Annotated in this window: 14 protein-coding genes and 2 tRNA genes; 14 read left to right on the plus strand and 2 right to left on the minus strand. The window is 47.2% G+C overall.

The genetic code is table 11. The annotated features are described in order from the left end of the window. The first annotated feature begins 1 nt into the window (after position 1). From ribF to LY387_RS02780, 6 genes are all read left to right on the plus strand, one after another. Positions 2-937: a bifunctional riboflavin kinase/FAD synthetase gene (ribF, locus tag LY387_RS02755; RefSeq protein ID WP_042473567.1), complete on the plus strand. Its 936-nt coding sequence runs from the start codon at positions 2-4 to the stop codon at positions 935-937. A 62-nt stretch (positions 938-999) separates the two neighbouring features. Continuing rightward, positions 1000-3828 carry an isoleucine--tRNA ligase gene (gene ileS, locus LY387_RS02760; RefSeq protein ID WP_234495236.1) on the plus strand — a complete coding sequence of 943 codons (2829 nt, stop codon included), beginning with the start codon at positions 1000-1002 and terminating at the stop codon, positions 3826-3828. A 130-nt stretch (positions 3829-3958) separates the two neighbouring features. Beyond that, positions 3959-4462, plus strand: coding sequence for a signal peptidase II (lspA, locus tag LY387_RS02765; RefSeq protein ID WP_042473570.1), 504 nt, complete (start codon positions 3959-3961; stop codon positions 4460-4462). A 130-nt stretch (positions 4463-4592) separates the two neighbouring features. Continuing rightward, complete coding sequence (gene fkpB / locus LY387_RS02770; protein WP_112459689.1) at positions 4593-5024, plus strand: FKBP-type peptidyl-prolyl cis-trans isomerase; 432 nt, start codon at positions 4593-4595, stop codon at positions 5022-5024. Between the two features lie 40 nt (positions 5025-5064). Beyond that, positions 5065-6021 carry a 4-hydroxy-3-methylbut-2-enyl diphosphate reductase gene (gene ispH, locus LY387_RS02775; protein ID WP_234495237.1) on the plus strand — a complete coding sequence of 319 codons (957 nt, stop codon included), beginning with the start codon at positions 5065-5067 and terminating at the stop codon, positions 6019-6021. A 476-nt stretch (positions 6022-6497) separates the two neighbouring features. After that, a complete protein-coding gene (locus LY387_RS02780; RefSeq protein WP_234495238.1) occupies positions 6498-7346 on the plus strand; it encodes a magnesium transporter in 849 nt (282 codons plus the stop codon). Between the two features lie 46 nt (positions 7347-7392). Here the strand turns inward: LY387_RS02780 and dacB are convergent, their stop codons facing one another. After that, positions 7393-8832 (minus strand): serine-type D-Ala-D-Ala carboxypeptidase, encoded by a 1440-nt coding sequence (gene dacB, locus LY387_RS02785; RefSeq protein ID WP_234495239.1) that lies wholly within the window; start codon positions 8830-8832, stop codon positions 7393-7395. Between the two features lie 421 nt (positions 8833-9253). Between dacB and greA the strand changes: the two genes are divergently transcribed. Beyond that, on the plus strand, positions 9254-9727 hold the full coding sequence (gene greA, locus LY387_RS02790) for a transcription elongation factor GreA (protein WP_042473574.1): 474 nt from the start codon (positions 9254-9256) through the stop codon (positions 9725-9727). Between the two features lie 182 nt (positions 9728-9909). On the opposite strand, the gene yhbY is transcribed toward greA, so the two are convergent. Next, entirely contained in the window at positions 9910-10206 is a 297-nt protein-coding gene (gene yhbY / locus LY387_RS02795; RefSeq protein WP_042473875.1) for a ribosome assembly RNA-binding protein YhbY, read from the minus strand. 112 nt (positions 10207-10318) lie between these two features. On the opposite strand from yhbY, the gene rlmE reads away from it, so the two are divergent. The 7 genes from rlmE (at position 10319) to LY387_RS02830 (ending at position 16151) form a co-directional block, all read left to right on the plus strand. After that, complete coding sequence (rlmE, locus tag LY387_RS02800) at positions 10319-10948, plus strand: 23S rRNA (uridine(2552)-2'-O)-methyltransferase RlmE (protein WP_042496566.1); 630 nt, start codon at positions 10319-10321, stop codon at positions 10946-10948. Positions 10949-11054: 106 nt separating this feature from the next. Continuing rightward, positions 11055-13043 (plus strand): ATP-dependent zinc metalloprotease FtsH, encoded by a 1989-nt coding sequence (gene ftsH / locus LY387_RS02805; protein ID WP_234495240.1) that lies wholly within the window; start codon positions 11055-11057, stop codon positions 13041-13043. 55 nt (positions 13044-13098) lie between these two features. Beyond that, the gene (folP, locus tag LY387_RS02810; RefSeq protein ID WP_234495241.1) at positions 13099-13929 is read left to right on the plus strand and encodes a dihydropteroate synthase; all 831 of its coding nucleotides are present in this window, start codon (positions 13099-13101) and stop codon (positions 13927-13929) included. Positions 13930-13948: 19 nt separating this feature from the next. After that, entirely contained in the window at positions 13949-15286 is a 1338-nt protein-coding gene (gene glmM, locus LY387_RS02815) for a phosphoglucosamine mutase (protein ID WP_234495242.1), read from the plus strand. A gap of 279 nt (positions 15287-15565) precedes the next feature. Then, on the plus strand, positions 15566-15901 hold the full coding sequence (gene secG / locus LY387_RS02820) for a preprotein translocase subunit SecG (protein ID WP_042473582.1): 336 nt from the start codon (positions 15566-15568) through the stop codon (positions 15899-15901). A 34-nt stretch (positions 15902-15935) separates the two neighbouring features. Continuing rightward, positions 15936-16019 (plus strand) — tRNA-Leu (locus LY387_RS02825). 55 nt (positions 16020-16074) lie between these two features. Then, positions 16075-16151, plus strand: a tRNA-Met gene (locus LY387_RS02830). Positions 16152-16176 lie beyond the last annotated feature (25 nt).

Below are 16176 nucleotides of genomic sequence, written 5' to 3' on the forward strand. Positions count from 1 at the left end.
CATGGAACTCATTCGAGGCATACATAACCTTAAAAATCAGCACCATGGCTGCGTTTTAACCATCGGCAATTTTGATGGTGTTCACCTCGGACATCAGCGTGTACTGAATCAAGTTAAGCAGAAAGCATCGCAACTGGGTTTACCTGCGGTTGTCATGACATTTGAGCCTCAGCCTATGGAGCTGTTTGCCAAAGACAAAGCGCCAGCGCGTTTGACTCGGTTGCGTGATAAGTACGAGCTGCTTGAGAAAATGGAACTGGACCGCCTATTGTGTGTGAATTTTAATCAGCGATTTGCCAGCTTAACGGCGGAGTCTTTTATTCGAGACTTGTTGGTGGGTAAATTGGGTGTTAAGTTCCTTGTCATCGGCGATGACTTCCGCTTTGGTAAAGGGCGTGAAGGCAATTTCGAGATGCTTCAAAAAGCGGGCGAAGAGTTCGGTTTTGAGGTGGTGAATACGGCAAGTTTTCGTGTTGAAGAGACTCGAGTCAGTTCAACGGCCATTCGTCAGGCTCTTGCCAATGACGAGCTCGATGCAAGCGCAGAAATGTTGGGGCGTCACTATACTTTGTCCGGGCGTGTTGCCCATGGTCAAAAGCTAGCGCGTGGCTTTGGGTTTCCAACCGCCAATATTTCACTTAAGCGTTATGTCGTTCCTGTCCGCGGCGTTTATGCGGTGCAGGTGTTTGGTGTTGATGATAAGCCGCTACCGGGCATTGCCAATGTAGGTAAAAAGCCAACGGTTGCGGGGACAACGCCAGATCTTGAAGTGCATATCTTTGATTACGAGGGCAACCTCTATGGTCAACAAATTGAAGTGGCACTGCTTCATAAAATCCGTGATGAGAAAAAGTTCGAGTCATTGGAGCTGCTTAAGCAGCAAATAGAATTGGATGCTGATGTAGCAAGGGTGTGGCTACGTCAGTTTAAGGGTTAGCGGAAGATTCCACCGCTAACATAATGTCTAACTTTCGCCCAATACAACGGAATTAAGAATCGATGAGTGAGTATAAAGATACCCTGAACCTACCTGAAACAGGGTTTCCAATGCGCGGCAACCTGGCCAATCGTGAGCCAGAAATGCTTAAGCGTTGGTACAAAGAAGATCTTTACGGTGAGATCCGTAAAGCTAAAAAAGGCAAAAAATCCTTCGTGCTACACGATGGCCCTCCATATGCGAATGGTGACATTCACATTGGTCACGCTCTAAACAAGATTCTTAAAGACATTATTATTAAATCCAAAACACTTTCAGGTTTTGACGCACCATATATTCCAGGTTGGGATTGCCACGGTCTGCCTATCGAACTAATGGTAGAGAAGAAAGTGGGTAAGCCAGGTCAAAAAGTGACTGCGGCTGAATTCCGTGAGAAATGTCGCCAATACGCGGCAGGCCAGGTTGAAGGTCAAAAAGAGAGCTTCAAGCGTCTAGGTATTCTTGGTGAGTGGGACAAGCCTTACCGCACTATGGACTTTGCAACTGAAGCAAACATCATTCGTGCTCTAGGTAAGATTGCTGATAACGGCCACCTACTAAAAGGCTTCAAGCCAGTTCACTGGTGTACAGACTGTGGTTCTGCACTTGCTGAAGCTGAAGTAGAGTACAAAGATAAAGTGTCACCTTCTATCGATGTACGCTTTAAAGCGGCAGACGAAGCTGCGCTAGTGTCTAAGTTCGCACTAAGCGAAGGTCATGAAGGTCAGGGTGACATCTCAATTGTTATCTGGACGACCACACCATGGACGTTGCCAGCTAACCGTGCGGTATGTCTACGTGACGATCTTGAGTACGTACTTATCCAAACTGAGGGTGACAACCCTGAGCGTATTATCGTGGCTTCTGAGCTTGCGAAAGACGTGATGGATCGTGCGGGTATCGAGCACTTCCACAACCTTGGTTTTGCGAAAGGTGCGGATCTAGAGCTTTCTCAGTTTAACCACCCATTCTACGATTTCACTGTTCCGGCGATCCTGGGCGATCACGTAACGACTGAATCAGGTACCGGTGTGGTTCACACAGCACCAGGTCACGGTCAAGAAGACTTCGCGGTTGGTCAAAAATACGATCTAGAAGTGGCGAACCCAGTAGGCTCAAACGGCGTTTACTTGCCAGACACTGAGCTATTTGCCGGTCAACACGTGTTTAAAGCGAACGATGCGGTTGTAGAAGTACTAAAAGAAAAAGGTGCACTACTTCATCATCACGCATACGAGCATAGCTACCCACACTGCTGGCGCCATAAGACGCCAATCATCTTCCGTGCAACACCTCAGTGGTTCGTATCTATGGACCAAGCGGGTCTACGTGCAAAAGCACTAGAGTCAATCAAGGGTGTTGAGTGGATGCCTGAATGGGGTCAAAGCCGTATCGAAGGCATGATTGAGGGTCGTCCTGAGTGGTGTATCTCTCGTCAGCGTACTTGGGGTGTGCCAATCGCTCTATTCGTTCACAAAGAGACCGCAGAACTTCATCCAAACTCGCTAGAGCTGATTGAAAAAGTCGCTCAGCTAGTGGAAGAGAAAGGCATCCAAGCTTGGTGGGACGTAGAGATTGCAGACCTACTTGGCGATGACGCTGAGCAGTACGAGAAAGTTTTGGATACACTCGACGTTTGGTTCGATTCTGGTGTGACACACTACTCGGTTGTAGATTCTCGTGAAGAGTTCAATGGCAACAGTGCAGACCTATACCTAGAAGGTTCTGACCAACACCGTGGTTGGTTCCAGTCTTCGCTGATTTCATCTATCGCGATGAAAGACGAAGCGCCATACAAGCAAGTGCTAACGCACGGCTTCGTGGTGGATGGTCACGGCCGTAAGATGTCTAAGTCAATCGGTAACGTAGTTGCGCCAAAAGATGTGACTAACAAGCTAGGTGCAGACATCCTGCGTCTATGGGTTGCATCGACTGACTACACGGGTGAAGTTGCAGTTTCTGATGAAATCCTAAAACGCTCAGCAGATGCTTACCGTCGTATCCGTAACACGGCTCGCTTCTTCCTAGCAAACCTAAACGGTTTCAACCCAGAAACTGACCTAGTACCAGCAGAAGAGATGGTGGCACTGGATCGCTGGGCAGTTGGTCGCGCGCTAGCGGCTCAAGAAGAGATCGTAAAAGCATACGAAGAGTACAACACGCACGGCGTGACTCAGCGTCTAATGCAGTTCTGCTCTATCGAAATGGGCTCGTTCTACCTAGACGTGATTAAAGACCGTCAGTACACAGCGAAACTGGGCGGCCACGCACAGCGCAGCTGTCAGACAGCGCTTTACTACATCGTTGAAGCACTTGTTCGTTGGATGGCACCTATCATGTCGTTCACTGCTGATGAAATCTGGAACGAAATGCCAGGCAAGCGTGAGAAGTTTGTGTTCGCTGGCGAGTGGTTCGAAGGTTTGTTCGGTCTTGCTGAAGGCGAAGAGCTAAACAACGAATTCTGGGCTGAAATCCAAACGGTTCGTGATGCAGTAAACAAGCAGCTTGAAGCGGCGCGTAGCGAGAAAACCATCGGTGGTGCACTGCAGGCTGAAATCACACTGTTTGCTGATGATGCGCTAACTGCGAAGCTAAGCAAACTAGAAGACGAGCTACGTTTTGTATTGCTAACGTCTGCAGCAGCGGTCAAGCCAATGTCTGAGAAGACAGATGCAGCGAAAGCGACAGATCTAGAAGGTCTATTCGTTGAAGTAGCAGCTACTGAAAACGAGAAGTGTGACCGTTGTTGGCACCACACTCCTGACGTAGGTACTATCGCGGGTCACGAGAAGATTTGTGGTCGCTGCGTATCGAACGTAGACGGTGAAGGCGAAGTTCGTAAGTTCGCTTAATGGTAAGCTAACCGGAACTTTTGAAAGATTTAACAGCCCCAGTTTTTACTGGGGTTGTTTTTATCAGCTAACTGATTGAACATATAATTCATTGAGTGTTTGCTACCAAAGGTAGCGATAAAGGAAACAGATGAGCGAAACGGCAATCACATTTCGACAATCAGGTGTACGCTGGCTTTGGCTAGCGGTGGTGATTTTTATTGCTGATATCAGCATCAAGCTCGTAGTCATGGATAACATGGGTTACGGTTGGGCAAATCGAATTGAAATCTTGCCATTCTTCAATTTGCTCTACGTCCATAACTATGGTGCAGCATTTAGCTTCTTAAGCGACCAGGCAGGTTGGCAGCGCTGGCTGTTCACCGGCATCGCGTTTGTCGTCACCGGTATGCTAACGTACTGGATGAGCAAGCTTCCGGCAAAAGAGAAGTGGAACAACATTGCGTATGCCATGATCATCGGCGGCGCAGTAGGTAATGTCTTTGACCGCGTAGTTCATGGCTTTGTTGTCGACTACTTGGACTTCTACTGGGGCAACTATCATTGGCCTGCTTTCAACCTAGCAGACATGGCGATCTGTATTGGTGCGGCGATGATTATTATCGATAGCTTTCGCAATAAAGAGCAAAAGTAGCGCAGATAACGAATAACCTTAAGCGCTGTGCGTTGATATGCACGGCGCTTTTTTATATAACAAGCTAAATGATAAAGAGCTACTGTGCGTATCAATCAACACAGACTCAATAACACAAGGAAGCCGTAACGTGAGCATCATTTCCCAAGATAGCGCTGTCACCCTACATTTCACCATCAAGCTGAGCGATGGCTCAGTAGCCGACAGCACCCATAATATGGGTAAGCCTGCCAAATTTATTATTGGTGACGGTAGCTTAAGTGACAATTTTGAAAAATGCTTGGTGGGTTTGACGTCTGGTGACAACAAAGCCATTGAGTTAAAAGCCGCAGATGCGTTTGGTATGCCAAACCCAGACAATGTTCACCATATGGATCGCGCAAAGTTTGTAGGTGACTCTGAGGTTGAAGTCGGTACAATAATGGCCTTCTCAGGTCCTGATGGCATGGAGATCCCTGGTATCATTACGGATATTGCGGGCGATTCGGTAACGGTGGACTTTAATCACCCGTTAGCAGGCCAAGATGTCACCTTTGAAGTTGAAATTCTCGAAGTAGAATAAAACCACTCAGATAAATACGATAAGTAATAGCGGTTCCTCAATGAGTAATGAAATGAAAATTAAACTAGCTAACCCACGTGGCTTTTGTGCGGGTGTAGATCGCGCGATCAGCATTGTTGAGCGCGCGCTTGAGATGTATCAGCCGCCAATCTATGTTCGTCATGAAGTGGTACACAACCGTTTTGTGGTTGAAGGTCTAAAACAGCGTGGTGCGATCTTTGTTGAGGAACTGAATGAAGTGCCTGATGACAACATTGTGATCTTCTCAGCTCACGGTGTGTCTCAAGCGGTTCGTAAAGAAGCAAAAGCGCGTGAACTGACGGTGTTTGATGCGACTTGTCCGCTGGTAACTAAAGTCCATATGGAAGTGGCTCGTGCGAGTCGCCGTAATATGGAAGTAGTGCTTATTGGCCATGCAGGTCACCCAGAGGTGGAAGGGACAATGGGTCAGTACTCAAGTGAGACAGGCGGCATGTACCTTGTTGAGCGTCCAGAAGATGTATTAACGCTTGAGGTTAAAGACCCAAGCAACCTTCATTACGTGAGTCAAACCACACTGTCTGTGGATGAAACCGCGGATGTGATTGATAAGCTTCGCGAAGTGTTCCCTGATATCCAAGGTCCTCGTAAAGACGACATCTGCTATGCAACGCAAAATCGCCAAGATGCTGTCCGTGAACTCGCGGGTGCTGTGGATGTTATGGTTGTTGTAGGTTCTACTAACTCTTCGAATTCGACGCGTCTGAAAGAGCTTGCAGAAAAACTCGGCACACCGGCATACCTGACAGACACGCCTGATCTGATTGAAGCAGAGTGGTTTGAAGGAAAAGGACTGGTTGGTGTGACCGCGGGTGCGTCAGCGCCAGAGGAACTGGTTAATCAAATCATCGACAGAATCAAAGCGTTGGGCGCTGATGACGTGGAAGAAGTCTTGGGCCGTGAAGAGAACATGTTCTTTGAGGTGCCAAGAGAGCTTCAAGTGAAGGTTGTCGATTGATAGTGATATCAATGTCTATCGAATACGCCGCGTTTCTTACGCGGCGTTTTTTATTGCGTTTTTTTGTTGCATAAGAATAAAGAAAAACAACGAGTTCGTGCCTGTGCAATGACACTTATATGAACAAAAGTAAAAAAAGATTTCTATACCGAAATTGGACTTTACTCGCAGTCGTATTTTGGTATCCTACGCCGCGCTACCAGTAGGGTAGTTTTTTCGGAGATAACTATGAACAATACCGACCATCCTCCTAGTATGAAAGGAGAAGAATAGCCTCACGTCGGTAATTGCGATCTTCGCTCCTACCGTTGAGGTAGGTGTATTTCCTTTCTGTAACACCCTGATATTTTTCTCCTTTCTTCTATTTAGTCACTCTATAAGTGTGCTTGTTGCATGGCAGTTGTGCTGTGTCTAACTGTGCCCATAGAGAGCTGACGTTTTGATGGTCGTTACCAACGCTAATCGGGAGATTCGCCATGACGGTAATGAGCAATACATATATTGAAAATGCAGCACCTCGCTTCTCGGAAGAGGAGATCAGTGCAGCAACAAAAGCATTCCTACAATACGACACAGATCAGCAACTGAACTTACTGACAGTGATGCCGATTGATGAAGCAGTAGGTGTGCTACAACACTGTGCCCTAGGGCAAGTGCAATTTCTAATTGAAGAACTTGATCTGCAAGGTCACGATAAGCGAGCAAGACTGTTCGCTCACCATTTGGGGTTAATTCACTCAGAAGCGGAAACCACAGGTGGCTATCTAACAACAGGTGTACTCGAGCACGTTAAGCAGCGTATAGGCTGGATCATTACGTTGGCTCTATTGGGTATCGTATCTGGGCTTATTATTGCTCAGTATGAAGATACGCTTAGTCAGCTTGTACTGCTTGCCGTCTATATGCCGGTGATCGCCGCCGCTGGTGGTAATACAGGTACTCAGGCTGCGACCTTGGTCATTCGCGCCTTAGCGACAGGCGAGCTACGCAAAAGGCAGTGGCTTGACGTGTTGTGGAAAGAAAGCCGCGTGGCGGTCTGTCTTGCGGCTGCCGTTGCACTCGTAATGGTAGGGCGCATACTGGTCTTTGGCGATGCGAATTCAGCTGGCGGCTTTGATATTAACTTGATTGCGATGGCCATTGCCGTGGCGCTGTTTATTCAGGTCACAGTGTCCACGACATTGGGTGGCGTGCTACCAATCATTGCACGTGTATTCAAGTTGGATCCTGCTGTACTTGTGAGCCCAGTGCTAGCCTCTATCGTGGATATCTCAGGTATGTGGATTTACTTCACTGTGGTCAATCACTTCTTAGGATTGTCTTAACCACTCAAGAACTCGGCTATCTAATCGCAGAGAACGCAGAGCGCAGCTATTGCTGCGCTTTGTTGTTTGAGCGTTCTAACGAGAAACTGTAATCGACGACTTGTCGATAATAGGCTTTCTCGAACTGGGTGAGCGGCGACTCTACCGGTTTGCTCGTCGTAGGCTTCTGAGGGTGATAATCCGTCACAAATTGCACGAACAAGCTCTCACGCTCTCCTTTGCTACCCAGGCCAAATCCCATCATATTGTAAGTACCGAACAGTGAACCACTTTTGGCGACAATTGCGCCCTTTATAGGGGCTTTTCGCATGCTTGAGCGATACTTTAGCGTGCCGTTATTTCCTGAGACTGGCATCAATCGCGCGAGTTTTAATTGGCTGTCATTGTTATGGATGTAGCTAAGGACTTGCTGCATCTGATTGGCTGTCACACGGTTATTACGAGATAATCCTGAGCCATCTTCAAGCACGGCGAGTTCAAGATCGATGCCCGCTTTATCTTTCAAAATGGCTTTAATCGCTTCAGTACCGTTGTTAAAAGAGCCGGGCTCATTAAAGTAGGTCGCGCCTAGGGTTTTGGTGATGTTATCCGCATAGAGGTTGTTGGAATCTTTGAGCATGACAGCAAGCAGGTCATTCAGCGGACGAGAACGCTGGACGAACAGTGGCTTCTGGCTGGTTATGTTGGGCGTACCTACTCGCACTTCACCTGAGAGCGTGACGCCAAGGCGTTGTAACTCAGATTTAATTACGTCGACTGTAAATTGCTCAGGAGAAGAGACAGCAAATTTAAGGGGGATGGGGGACTGACGTTGCACCGCGCAGCCACTAATCGAGTACTGGTTATTTGGGCTGACTTCGAGCTCTAGGTCGCAATGACTTTGCTCTTGTTGTTGTTTGGATACGCTAAGCGCCGTAGTTGATGCACTGACAGGCTGGTGTGATGGGATATTCACACGTGTGGAACCATTGCTATTGGTGTAGAGCGCGCCTTGGACACAATTACCGTCAAGGGTAATGGCCGACGCTGGAGCGCTGTAGCAAACCCCAAGAATATCCCAAGGCCATCCTACACCACGCTGATAACCTGAAAAAGCCCGGTCATCCAACCAAATATTATTGAAGCGAGAACCTACTTCTGACTTAGCTTCTTTGAGCATAGTCGTCAGTGATGCTCGACTAAACGTTGGGTCTCCAGAATACTTGATGATCAGGTCATTGCCTGATGTATAAAGCGTGGTTTCAAATCGAAAACTATCAGGTAGCGTCAGCTTTGCTGCCAAAGCTGTGACCACTTTGAGCGTACTCGCTGGTGGAAAGAATTGATCGATATTTTCTGCGATAAGAGGCTGCTCTGGGCTTGAGAGTGGCGCGATTAGCTGCGCATTGCGACTACCATATGGTAAGTGCTTGCTGGCATCGATGCCGGTGGCAAATATCGACGATGAAAAAAGCAGAAGACAGCTGAGTGAGAGTTTTGGTGTCATGGCGATTCAAAGAAGAATGGGCTTAGTTTTAATGTAGGCTAGCAACCTATTAAGTCGAGATAAAGCGTTAAATTTTCGCAAAAAGTCGCTTTGAATGGTCTTTGTACTACACAGAGAAACGGACGTAAGGTCGCTCACACTTTCATACTATCGTTGGCGTGGTTTACCTTGCGAAATCAAAGCCAACTAGGCTATATTGTTGCGTTGCTCGAAGAGATCTATTCCGATCCTCTTAACTAAGAGCACTAAAGCCAGTGCAAGTAGTCGGGTGTTCCCATTACCTTAATATCCGAATCTCAGTGATTTGTATCCACGGATTGATTACACTAGGCTTAATCCAGTTTATTTTTCAAATTGTACTCAGGCTTGCTTGAGTAGGGTTTTATTGTCCAAAGGATGCTTTGGAAAAGAGGTTGTTATAATGGAAAAGGTTCCAATGACTGTACGTGGCGAACAGCAGCTACGTGAAGAGCTAGATCGTCTACTTAAACTTCGTCCACAGATTTCTGAAGCAATTGCAGAAGCGCGTGAACTTGGTGACCTGAAAGAGAACGCAGAATATCACGCGGCTCGTGAAGAGCAGGGCATCTGTGAAGCCCAAATTCGTGATATTGAATACAAGCTGTCGGTAGCGCAAGTTATCGATGTGACTAAGCTAGATAACACAGGCAAGATCATCTTTGGCTCTACTGTGACTCTCATTGATATCGATACGGATGCTGAGCAAACTTACCAAATCGTGGGTGATGACGAAGCTGATATTAAATCTGGTCGCATCTCAGTAAGCTCACCGATCGCGCGTGGCCTTATCGGTAAAATGGAAGGTGACGAAGTAACTATCGTAACTCCTGGTGGTCAAAAAGACTTCGAAATCGACAAGGTAGCTTACGTTTAAGCTGCGTTGTTGACTGAAAGGTCGAAAGAAAGTCGCCAATTTGGCGGCTTTTTTTGTGCCTGCATGATGGTGGCATCGAACTCGTTTGACAGATACACGTTGTCGGAAAAATGAAAAGGCCGCAGATGCGACCTTTTCCACTTTGAAACAAATTGTTTCTATAAAATCAACTGATCAACAAATTACTTGCGTGGCAGTTCGATTTTCTTTTGCTCTGACTGACGGTAAAGAACAAGAGTCTTACCGATAACCTGAACTTTTTCCGCTTTCGTTTCGCGCACAATAGCGTCGATAATCAGCAGTTTAGTTTCACGGTCTTCTGACGCCACCTTCACTTTGATCAGTTCGTGGTGGTCAAGAGCGATTTCGATTTCCGCTAGAACAGCCTCTGTTAGTCCATTTGCGCCCATAAGCACAACGGGTTTCAGTGCGTGTGCTAGGCCTTTTAGGTGCTGTTTTTGTTTGGTGCTTAGGTTCATAACGCGGCCAAATTTATTTACTATTAGGGTTGAAAAGTCGTATTTTAACGCCATCTAATGACGAAGACTATACTTTATTCTAAGGGCTTGCCCTTATCGAGTTGGAAATTGAATGAGTAAGCAAAAACATTCGGCCAGTTCTGGTCGTTGGCTAAAAGAGCATTTTGATGATAAATATGCCAACGAGGCCAGAAGAAAAGGCTATCGTTCACGTGCTATCTTTAAGATTGAAGAGATTCAAAATAAAGATAAGCTACTGAAACCTGGGATGACTGTGGTTGACCTTGGTGCTGCTCCTGGTGGGTGGTCTCAATACGCAGCCAAAGTCGTTGGCGATGAAGGGCAGGTGATTGCCTGTGACTTGTTGCCAATGGATCCTATCTCTGGTGTGAGCTTCCTTCAGGGCGATTTTCGTGAAGAAGCGGTGCTCGATGCACTACTAGAAAGAATCCAACCGGATATGGTCGACGTAGTAATGTCTGATATGGCTCCGAACATGGCAGGAAACTTATCTGTCGATCAGCCTAGAGCAATGTATCTTGTTGAACTAGCATTAGATATGTGTCATCAAACTTTAGCACCTGGCGGCAGTTTCGTCGTGAAAGTGTTCCAAGGCGAAGGATTTGATGAATACGTAAAACAGGTACGTGAAGCCTTCAAAGTGGTGAAGATTCGCAAGCCTGACTCATCTAGAGCTCGCTCTCGTGAGGTGTTTATTGTGGCTAATGGTTTCAAAGGCTGAACATTAGTTTACAAAGACAAAATTAACAATGTAGCTACAGCCTAAAAACTGTAGTACCCTACCTTTAATTACAATTAGTTATCGAGAGGCTGACACCTTGAGTGACATGGCAAAGAATTTAATTTTGTGGTTAGTCATCGCCGTTGTGTTGATGTCGGTATTCCAAAGCTTTGGGCCGGGAGAAAGTAACGGTCGAGCGGTAGATTACACCACGTTCGTACAGGAAGTTGGCAATGGCCAGATTCAAGAAGCTCAATTCAAAGACAGCGAGATAACCTTTACTCGTCGTGGCGGTGGCGGTCGTTTTGTGACTTACATGCCAGTTTATGATCAAAAACTTCTTGATGACCTAATTAATCAAAACGTGAAAGTTTCGGGTACTCCACCGGAAGAGCAGAGCCTGCTTGGCACTATCTTTATCTCGTGGTTCCCTATGATTCTTCTTATCGGTGTCTGGATTTTCTTTATGCGCCAGATGCAAGGCGGCGGTGGCAAAGGCGCCATGTCGTTTGGTAAGAGCAAAGCTCGTATGATGAGCGAAGAACAGATTAAAACTACCTTTGCTGACGTTGCAGGTTGTGACGAAGCAAAAGAGGACGTTAAAGAGCTCGTAGACTACCTACGTGATCCAAGCCGCTTCCAGAAGCTGGGCGGTAAGATCCCAACGGGTGTTCTAATGGTTGGTCCTCCAGGTACGGGTAAAACGCTTCTTGCTAAAGCGATTGCCGGCGAAGCGAAGGTACCGTTCTTCACGATTTCTGGTTCTGACTTCGTAGAAATGTTCGTCGGTGTAGGTGCATCTCGTGTACGTGACATGTTCGAACAAGCGAAGAAAGCAGCACCTTGTATCATCTTCATCGATGAAATCGATGCGGTAGGTCGTCAGCGTGGCGCTGGTGTTGGTGGTGGTCACGATGAGCGTGAGCAAACCCTTAACCAAATGCTCGTAGAGATGGATGGTTTCGAAGGTAACGAAGGTATCATCGTTATCGCGGCAACTAACCGTCCAGACGTACTTGACCCAGCTCTACTTCGTCCTGGTCGTTTTGACCGTCAAGTTGTGGTTGGTCTACCTGATGTACGTGGTCGTGAACAGATCTTGAAAGTACACATGCGCAAAGTACCTCTAGCGTCAGACGTTGAGCCATCTTTGATCGCACGTGGTACGCCAGGCTTCTCTGGTGCAGACCTTGCTAACCTAGTAAACGAAGCTGCTCTGTTTGCAGCGCGTGGTAACAAACGCAACGTGTCTATGGTTGAGTTCGAACTAGCGAAAGACAAGATCATGATGGGTGCAGAGCGCCGCTCTATGGTGCTTTCTGAAGAAACCAAAGAATCAACGGCATACCACGAAGCGGGTCACGCCATCGTTGGTCGCTTGGTACCTGAACACGATCCTGTGTACAAGGTATCTATTATCCCACGTGGTCGTGCACTGGGTGTGACTATGTACCTACCAGAGCAAGACCGTGTGAGTATGTCTCGTCAGCACCTTGAGTCGATGATCTCAAGTCTATACGGCGGCCGTCTAGCTGAAGAACTTATCTACGGTAAAGACAAGGTATCGACAGGCGCATCAAACGATATCGAACGTGCGACAGATATCGCTCGTAAGATGGTGACACAGTGGGGCTTCTCTGAAAAACTGGGTCCTCTACTGTACGCGGAAGATGAAGGTGAAGTGTTCCTAGGTCGTAGCGTAACTCAAACGAAACACGTATCGGGTGAAACGGCTAAACTGATTGACGAAGAAGTTCGTCTCTTGATTGACCGAAACTACGATCGTGCTAAGCAGATACTCGAAGACAACATGGATATCATGCACGCCATGAAAGATGCGCTTGTAAAATACGAGACCATCGATGCAGGTCAGATTGATGACCTGATGGAGCGCAAATCAGAGATTCGTGAGCCAGCAGGCTGGGCTGACCAAGCGGCAGCGCAGCAAGAAAAGGCAGAGGCTAAACCTGAGCCTAAAGCTGAAGAGCCTAAAGCTGAAGAGCCTAAAGTAGAAGAGCCAGCTGCGCCAGCCGCTGACTCAGAAACAAAGGCAGAAAACGTGTCCTCTGAGTCAACCAAGAAAGACTCAGAGTAACCACTTGTGATTAAGCCCCGAGCCTAGCTCGGGGCTTTTGTCGTTTAAAGCAGTTATGATTTTACAAGCAAACAACAAAACACTCTCTCTCGATACGCCCCAAGTCATGGGCATCGTCAATGTCACGCCAGACTCATTCTCCGATGGTGGGAAATTCAATTCGGTTGATGCCGCGCTTGAACAAGTTGACGCTATGGTCGCGTCTGGGGTTACCATTGTCGATGTAGGTGGCGAGTCAACGCGCCCTGGAGCGCCAGATGTTGAACTACAAGAAGAGCTAAAGCGTGTTATCCCGGTCATTAAAGCCATCCGTGAACGACATGACGTGTGGATTTCTGTCGATACGAGTAAGGCAGAAGTGATGCGTCAAGCGGTAGAGGCGGGTGCCGATATCATTAATGATGTCCGTGCACTTCAAGAACCAGGCGCTTTAGACGTTGCGGCTAAAGCTGGGGTGCCAATCTGTCTGATGCATATGCAAGGCCAGCCGCGCACTATGCAAATGAATCCGACCTATGAGGATCTTTTGAAAGACGTGGCGGAATTCTTACAAGAACGTATCTCTGCGTGCGAAGCGGCCGGCATTTCTCGTGATAGACTCATCCTAGATCCGGGGTTTGGATTTGGCAAAACACTCGAACATAATTATCATCTGCTAGCGCATCTAGATAAATTCCATCAATTTGAATTGCCTATTCTTGCTGGTATGTCGCGTAAATCAATGATTTTCAAATTGTTAGATAAAGCACCCGCAGATTGTTTAGCGGGAAGCCTTGCCTGTGCGACGCTCGCTGCCGCGAAAGGGGCACAGATTATCCGCGTTCATGATGCGGTGGAAACCGTTGAGGCGATGAAAATCGTCCAGATGATGCAATCAAATTTATAAAAACGAATAAGGAAATAGAATGTCACAACGACGTTATTTTGGTACCGACGGTGTTCGTGGAAAAGTGGGTCAATACCCAATTACACCTGACTTTGTACTTAAACTAGGCTGGGCTGCAGGTCGTGTTCTTGCAAAGCAAGGCACAAAAAAAGTGATCATCGGTAAAGACACGCGAATCTCTGGCTATATGTTGGAATCGGCTCTAGAGGCGGGTCTTTCTGCTGCGGGTTTAAAAGCCATCTTTACTGGTCCATTGCCAACTCCTGCTGTGGCTTATCTAACGCAGACTTTCCGCGCGGAAGCTGGTATCGTTATTTCAGCTTCGCATAACCCATATTATGACAACGGCATTAAGTTCTTCTCTTCTGAGGGAACGAAACTTCCGGACTCAATTGAGCTAGCGATTGAAGAAGAGCTGGATAAAGAGATTGAGTGTGTTGAATCGGCTGAGCTTGGTAAAGCAAGTCGTTTGACCGATGCTGCGGGTCGTTATATCGAGTTTTGTAAGAGCACCTTCCCACACGATTTGAGCCTAGCAGGTCTAAAAATTGTTATCGATTGTGCTCATGGTGCCACTTATAAGATTGCACCTTCAGTATTTAAAGAGCTTGGCGCTGAGCTAATTTCTATTGGTGTTGACCCAGATGGTACCAACATTAACGCTGAAGTGGGTGCCACGGACGTACGAGCTCTACAAGCAAAAGTGGTTGAAGAAAAAGCCGACCTTGGCCTTGCTTTTGATGGTGATGGCGACCGCATCATCATGGTCGATCACCTAGGTAACAAAGTGGATGGCGACCAAATTGCTTACATTATCGCCCGTGACGCTCTACGTCGTGGTGAGCTAAAAGGTGGTGTTGTCGGTACTCTAATGACCAACCTAGGTATGGAAAATGGTCTTAAGCAACTTGGAATCCCATTCGTTCGCGCAGCCGTTGGTGACCGCTATGTCATGGAACAATTGCTTGAGCGTGACTGGCGTATCGGTGCAGAAAACTCAGGTCACGTTATCCTGCTTGATAAAGTCACGACGGGTGATGCTATCGTGGCTGCGCTGCAAGTGCTTGCTTCTGTGATTGGTGCGAAGATGTCGCTCAATGAACTCGCAAGTGGCATGACGCTATACCCACAAGTGCTGATTAACGTGCGTTTCAGTGGCGATGCAAACCCGCTAGAAGCAGAAGCTGTAAAACAGGCGGTAGCGAAAGCGGAAGCGGATCTTGGCGATAAAGGTCGTGTCCTACTTCGCAAATCGGGCACAGAGCCACTGCTGCGTGTCATGGTTGAAGGCGAGGATGACGCGCTAGTGAATCAGTCAGCACAGTACATTGCTGATATCGTAAAAGAAAACTGCTAAATAGAGACTATTTAGCATGAGCAAGAACCAAATTAGTTCTTTTGGTTCTTGCTTATTTTTTATATGATTACTCGCTTATTCTTATCGGTAATTGTTCTTTTGCCCTTTTTTTGAGCGTTCGGTTGCTCGGCGAAAGATTTTTGTCATTTTTCTCTTGTCAGTCAGTGCGGCATTCGCTAGTATTGCCACCGCCTTCGCTTAGGAGGTCATAGCCAGGTTTTCAGTGCGTACAGCAAGGAAAGCGGCGCTGGCTCAACAATTAGGAACATAGGTGGACACATGATTCAAGTTCTACTTGTGATTTACCTGTTGGCTGCGCTTGGTGTTATTGGCCTAGTGTTGATTCAACAAGGTAAAGGCGCAGATATGGGAGCCTCATTCGGTGCTGGCGCTTCAAACACAGTGTTTGGTGCTAGTGGCTCAGGAAATTTCCTAACCCGAATGACTGCAATTTTTGCAATCGTATTTTTTGTTATCAGCTTAGTACTTGGCAACATGTACACTCACAAAGGTGAGTCTCAATGGGTTGACCCTACTCAAGGTCAAGTGATTGAGCAAGCAGCTGATGCAGCGAGTGATGTTCCAGCTGAAAACAGCGACGAGATCCCTCAATAAGTTGATTGATTCTAACGAATCGAAAAGCTTAGATGCCGAGATGGTGAAATTGGTAGACACGCTAGCATGAGGTGCTAGTGCCTTTGGTGTGAGGGTTCGAGTCCCTCTCTCGGCACCATTATTTATAAACTTGTAATACAGGTGGTTGAGCGTATAATGCTCAGCACGTCGGACGCGGGGTGGAGCAGCTTGGTAGCTCGTCGGGCTCATAACCCGAAGGTCGTCGGTTCAAATCCGGCCCCCGCAACCAATACTTTCTAAGTGTTGATGGATTG

The organism is Vibrio maritimus (assembly GCF_021441885.1).
GTDB lineage: Bacteria > Pseudomonadota > Gammaproteobacteria > Enterobacterales > Vibrionaceae > Vibrio > Vibrio maritimus_B.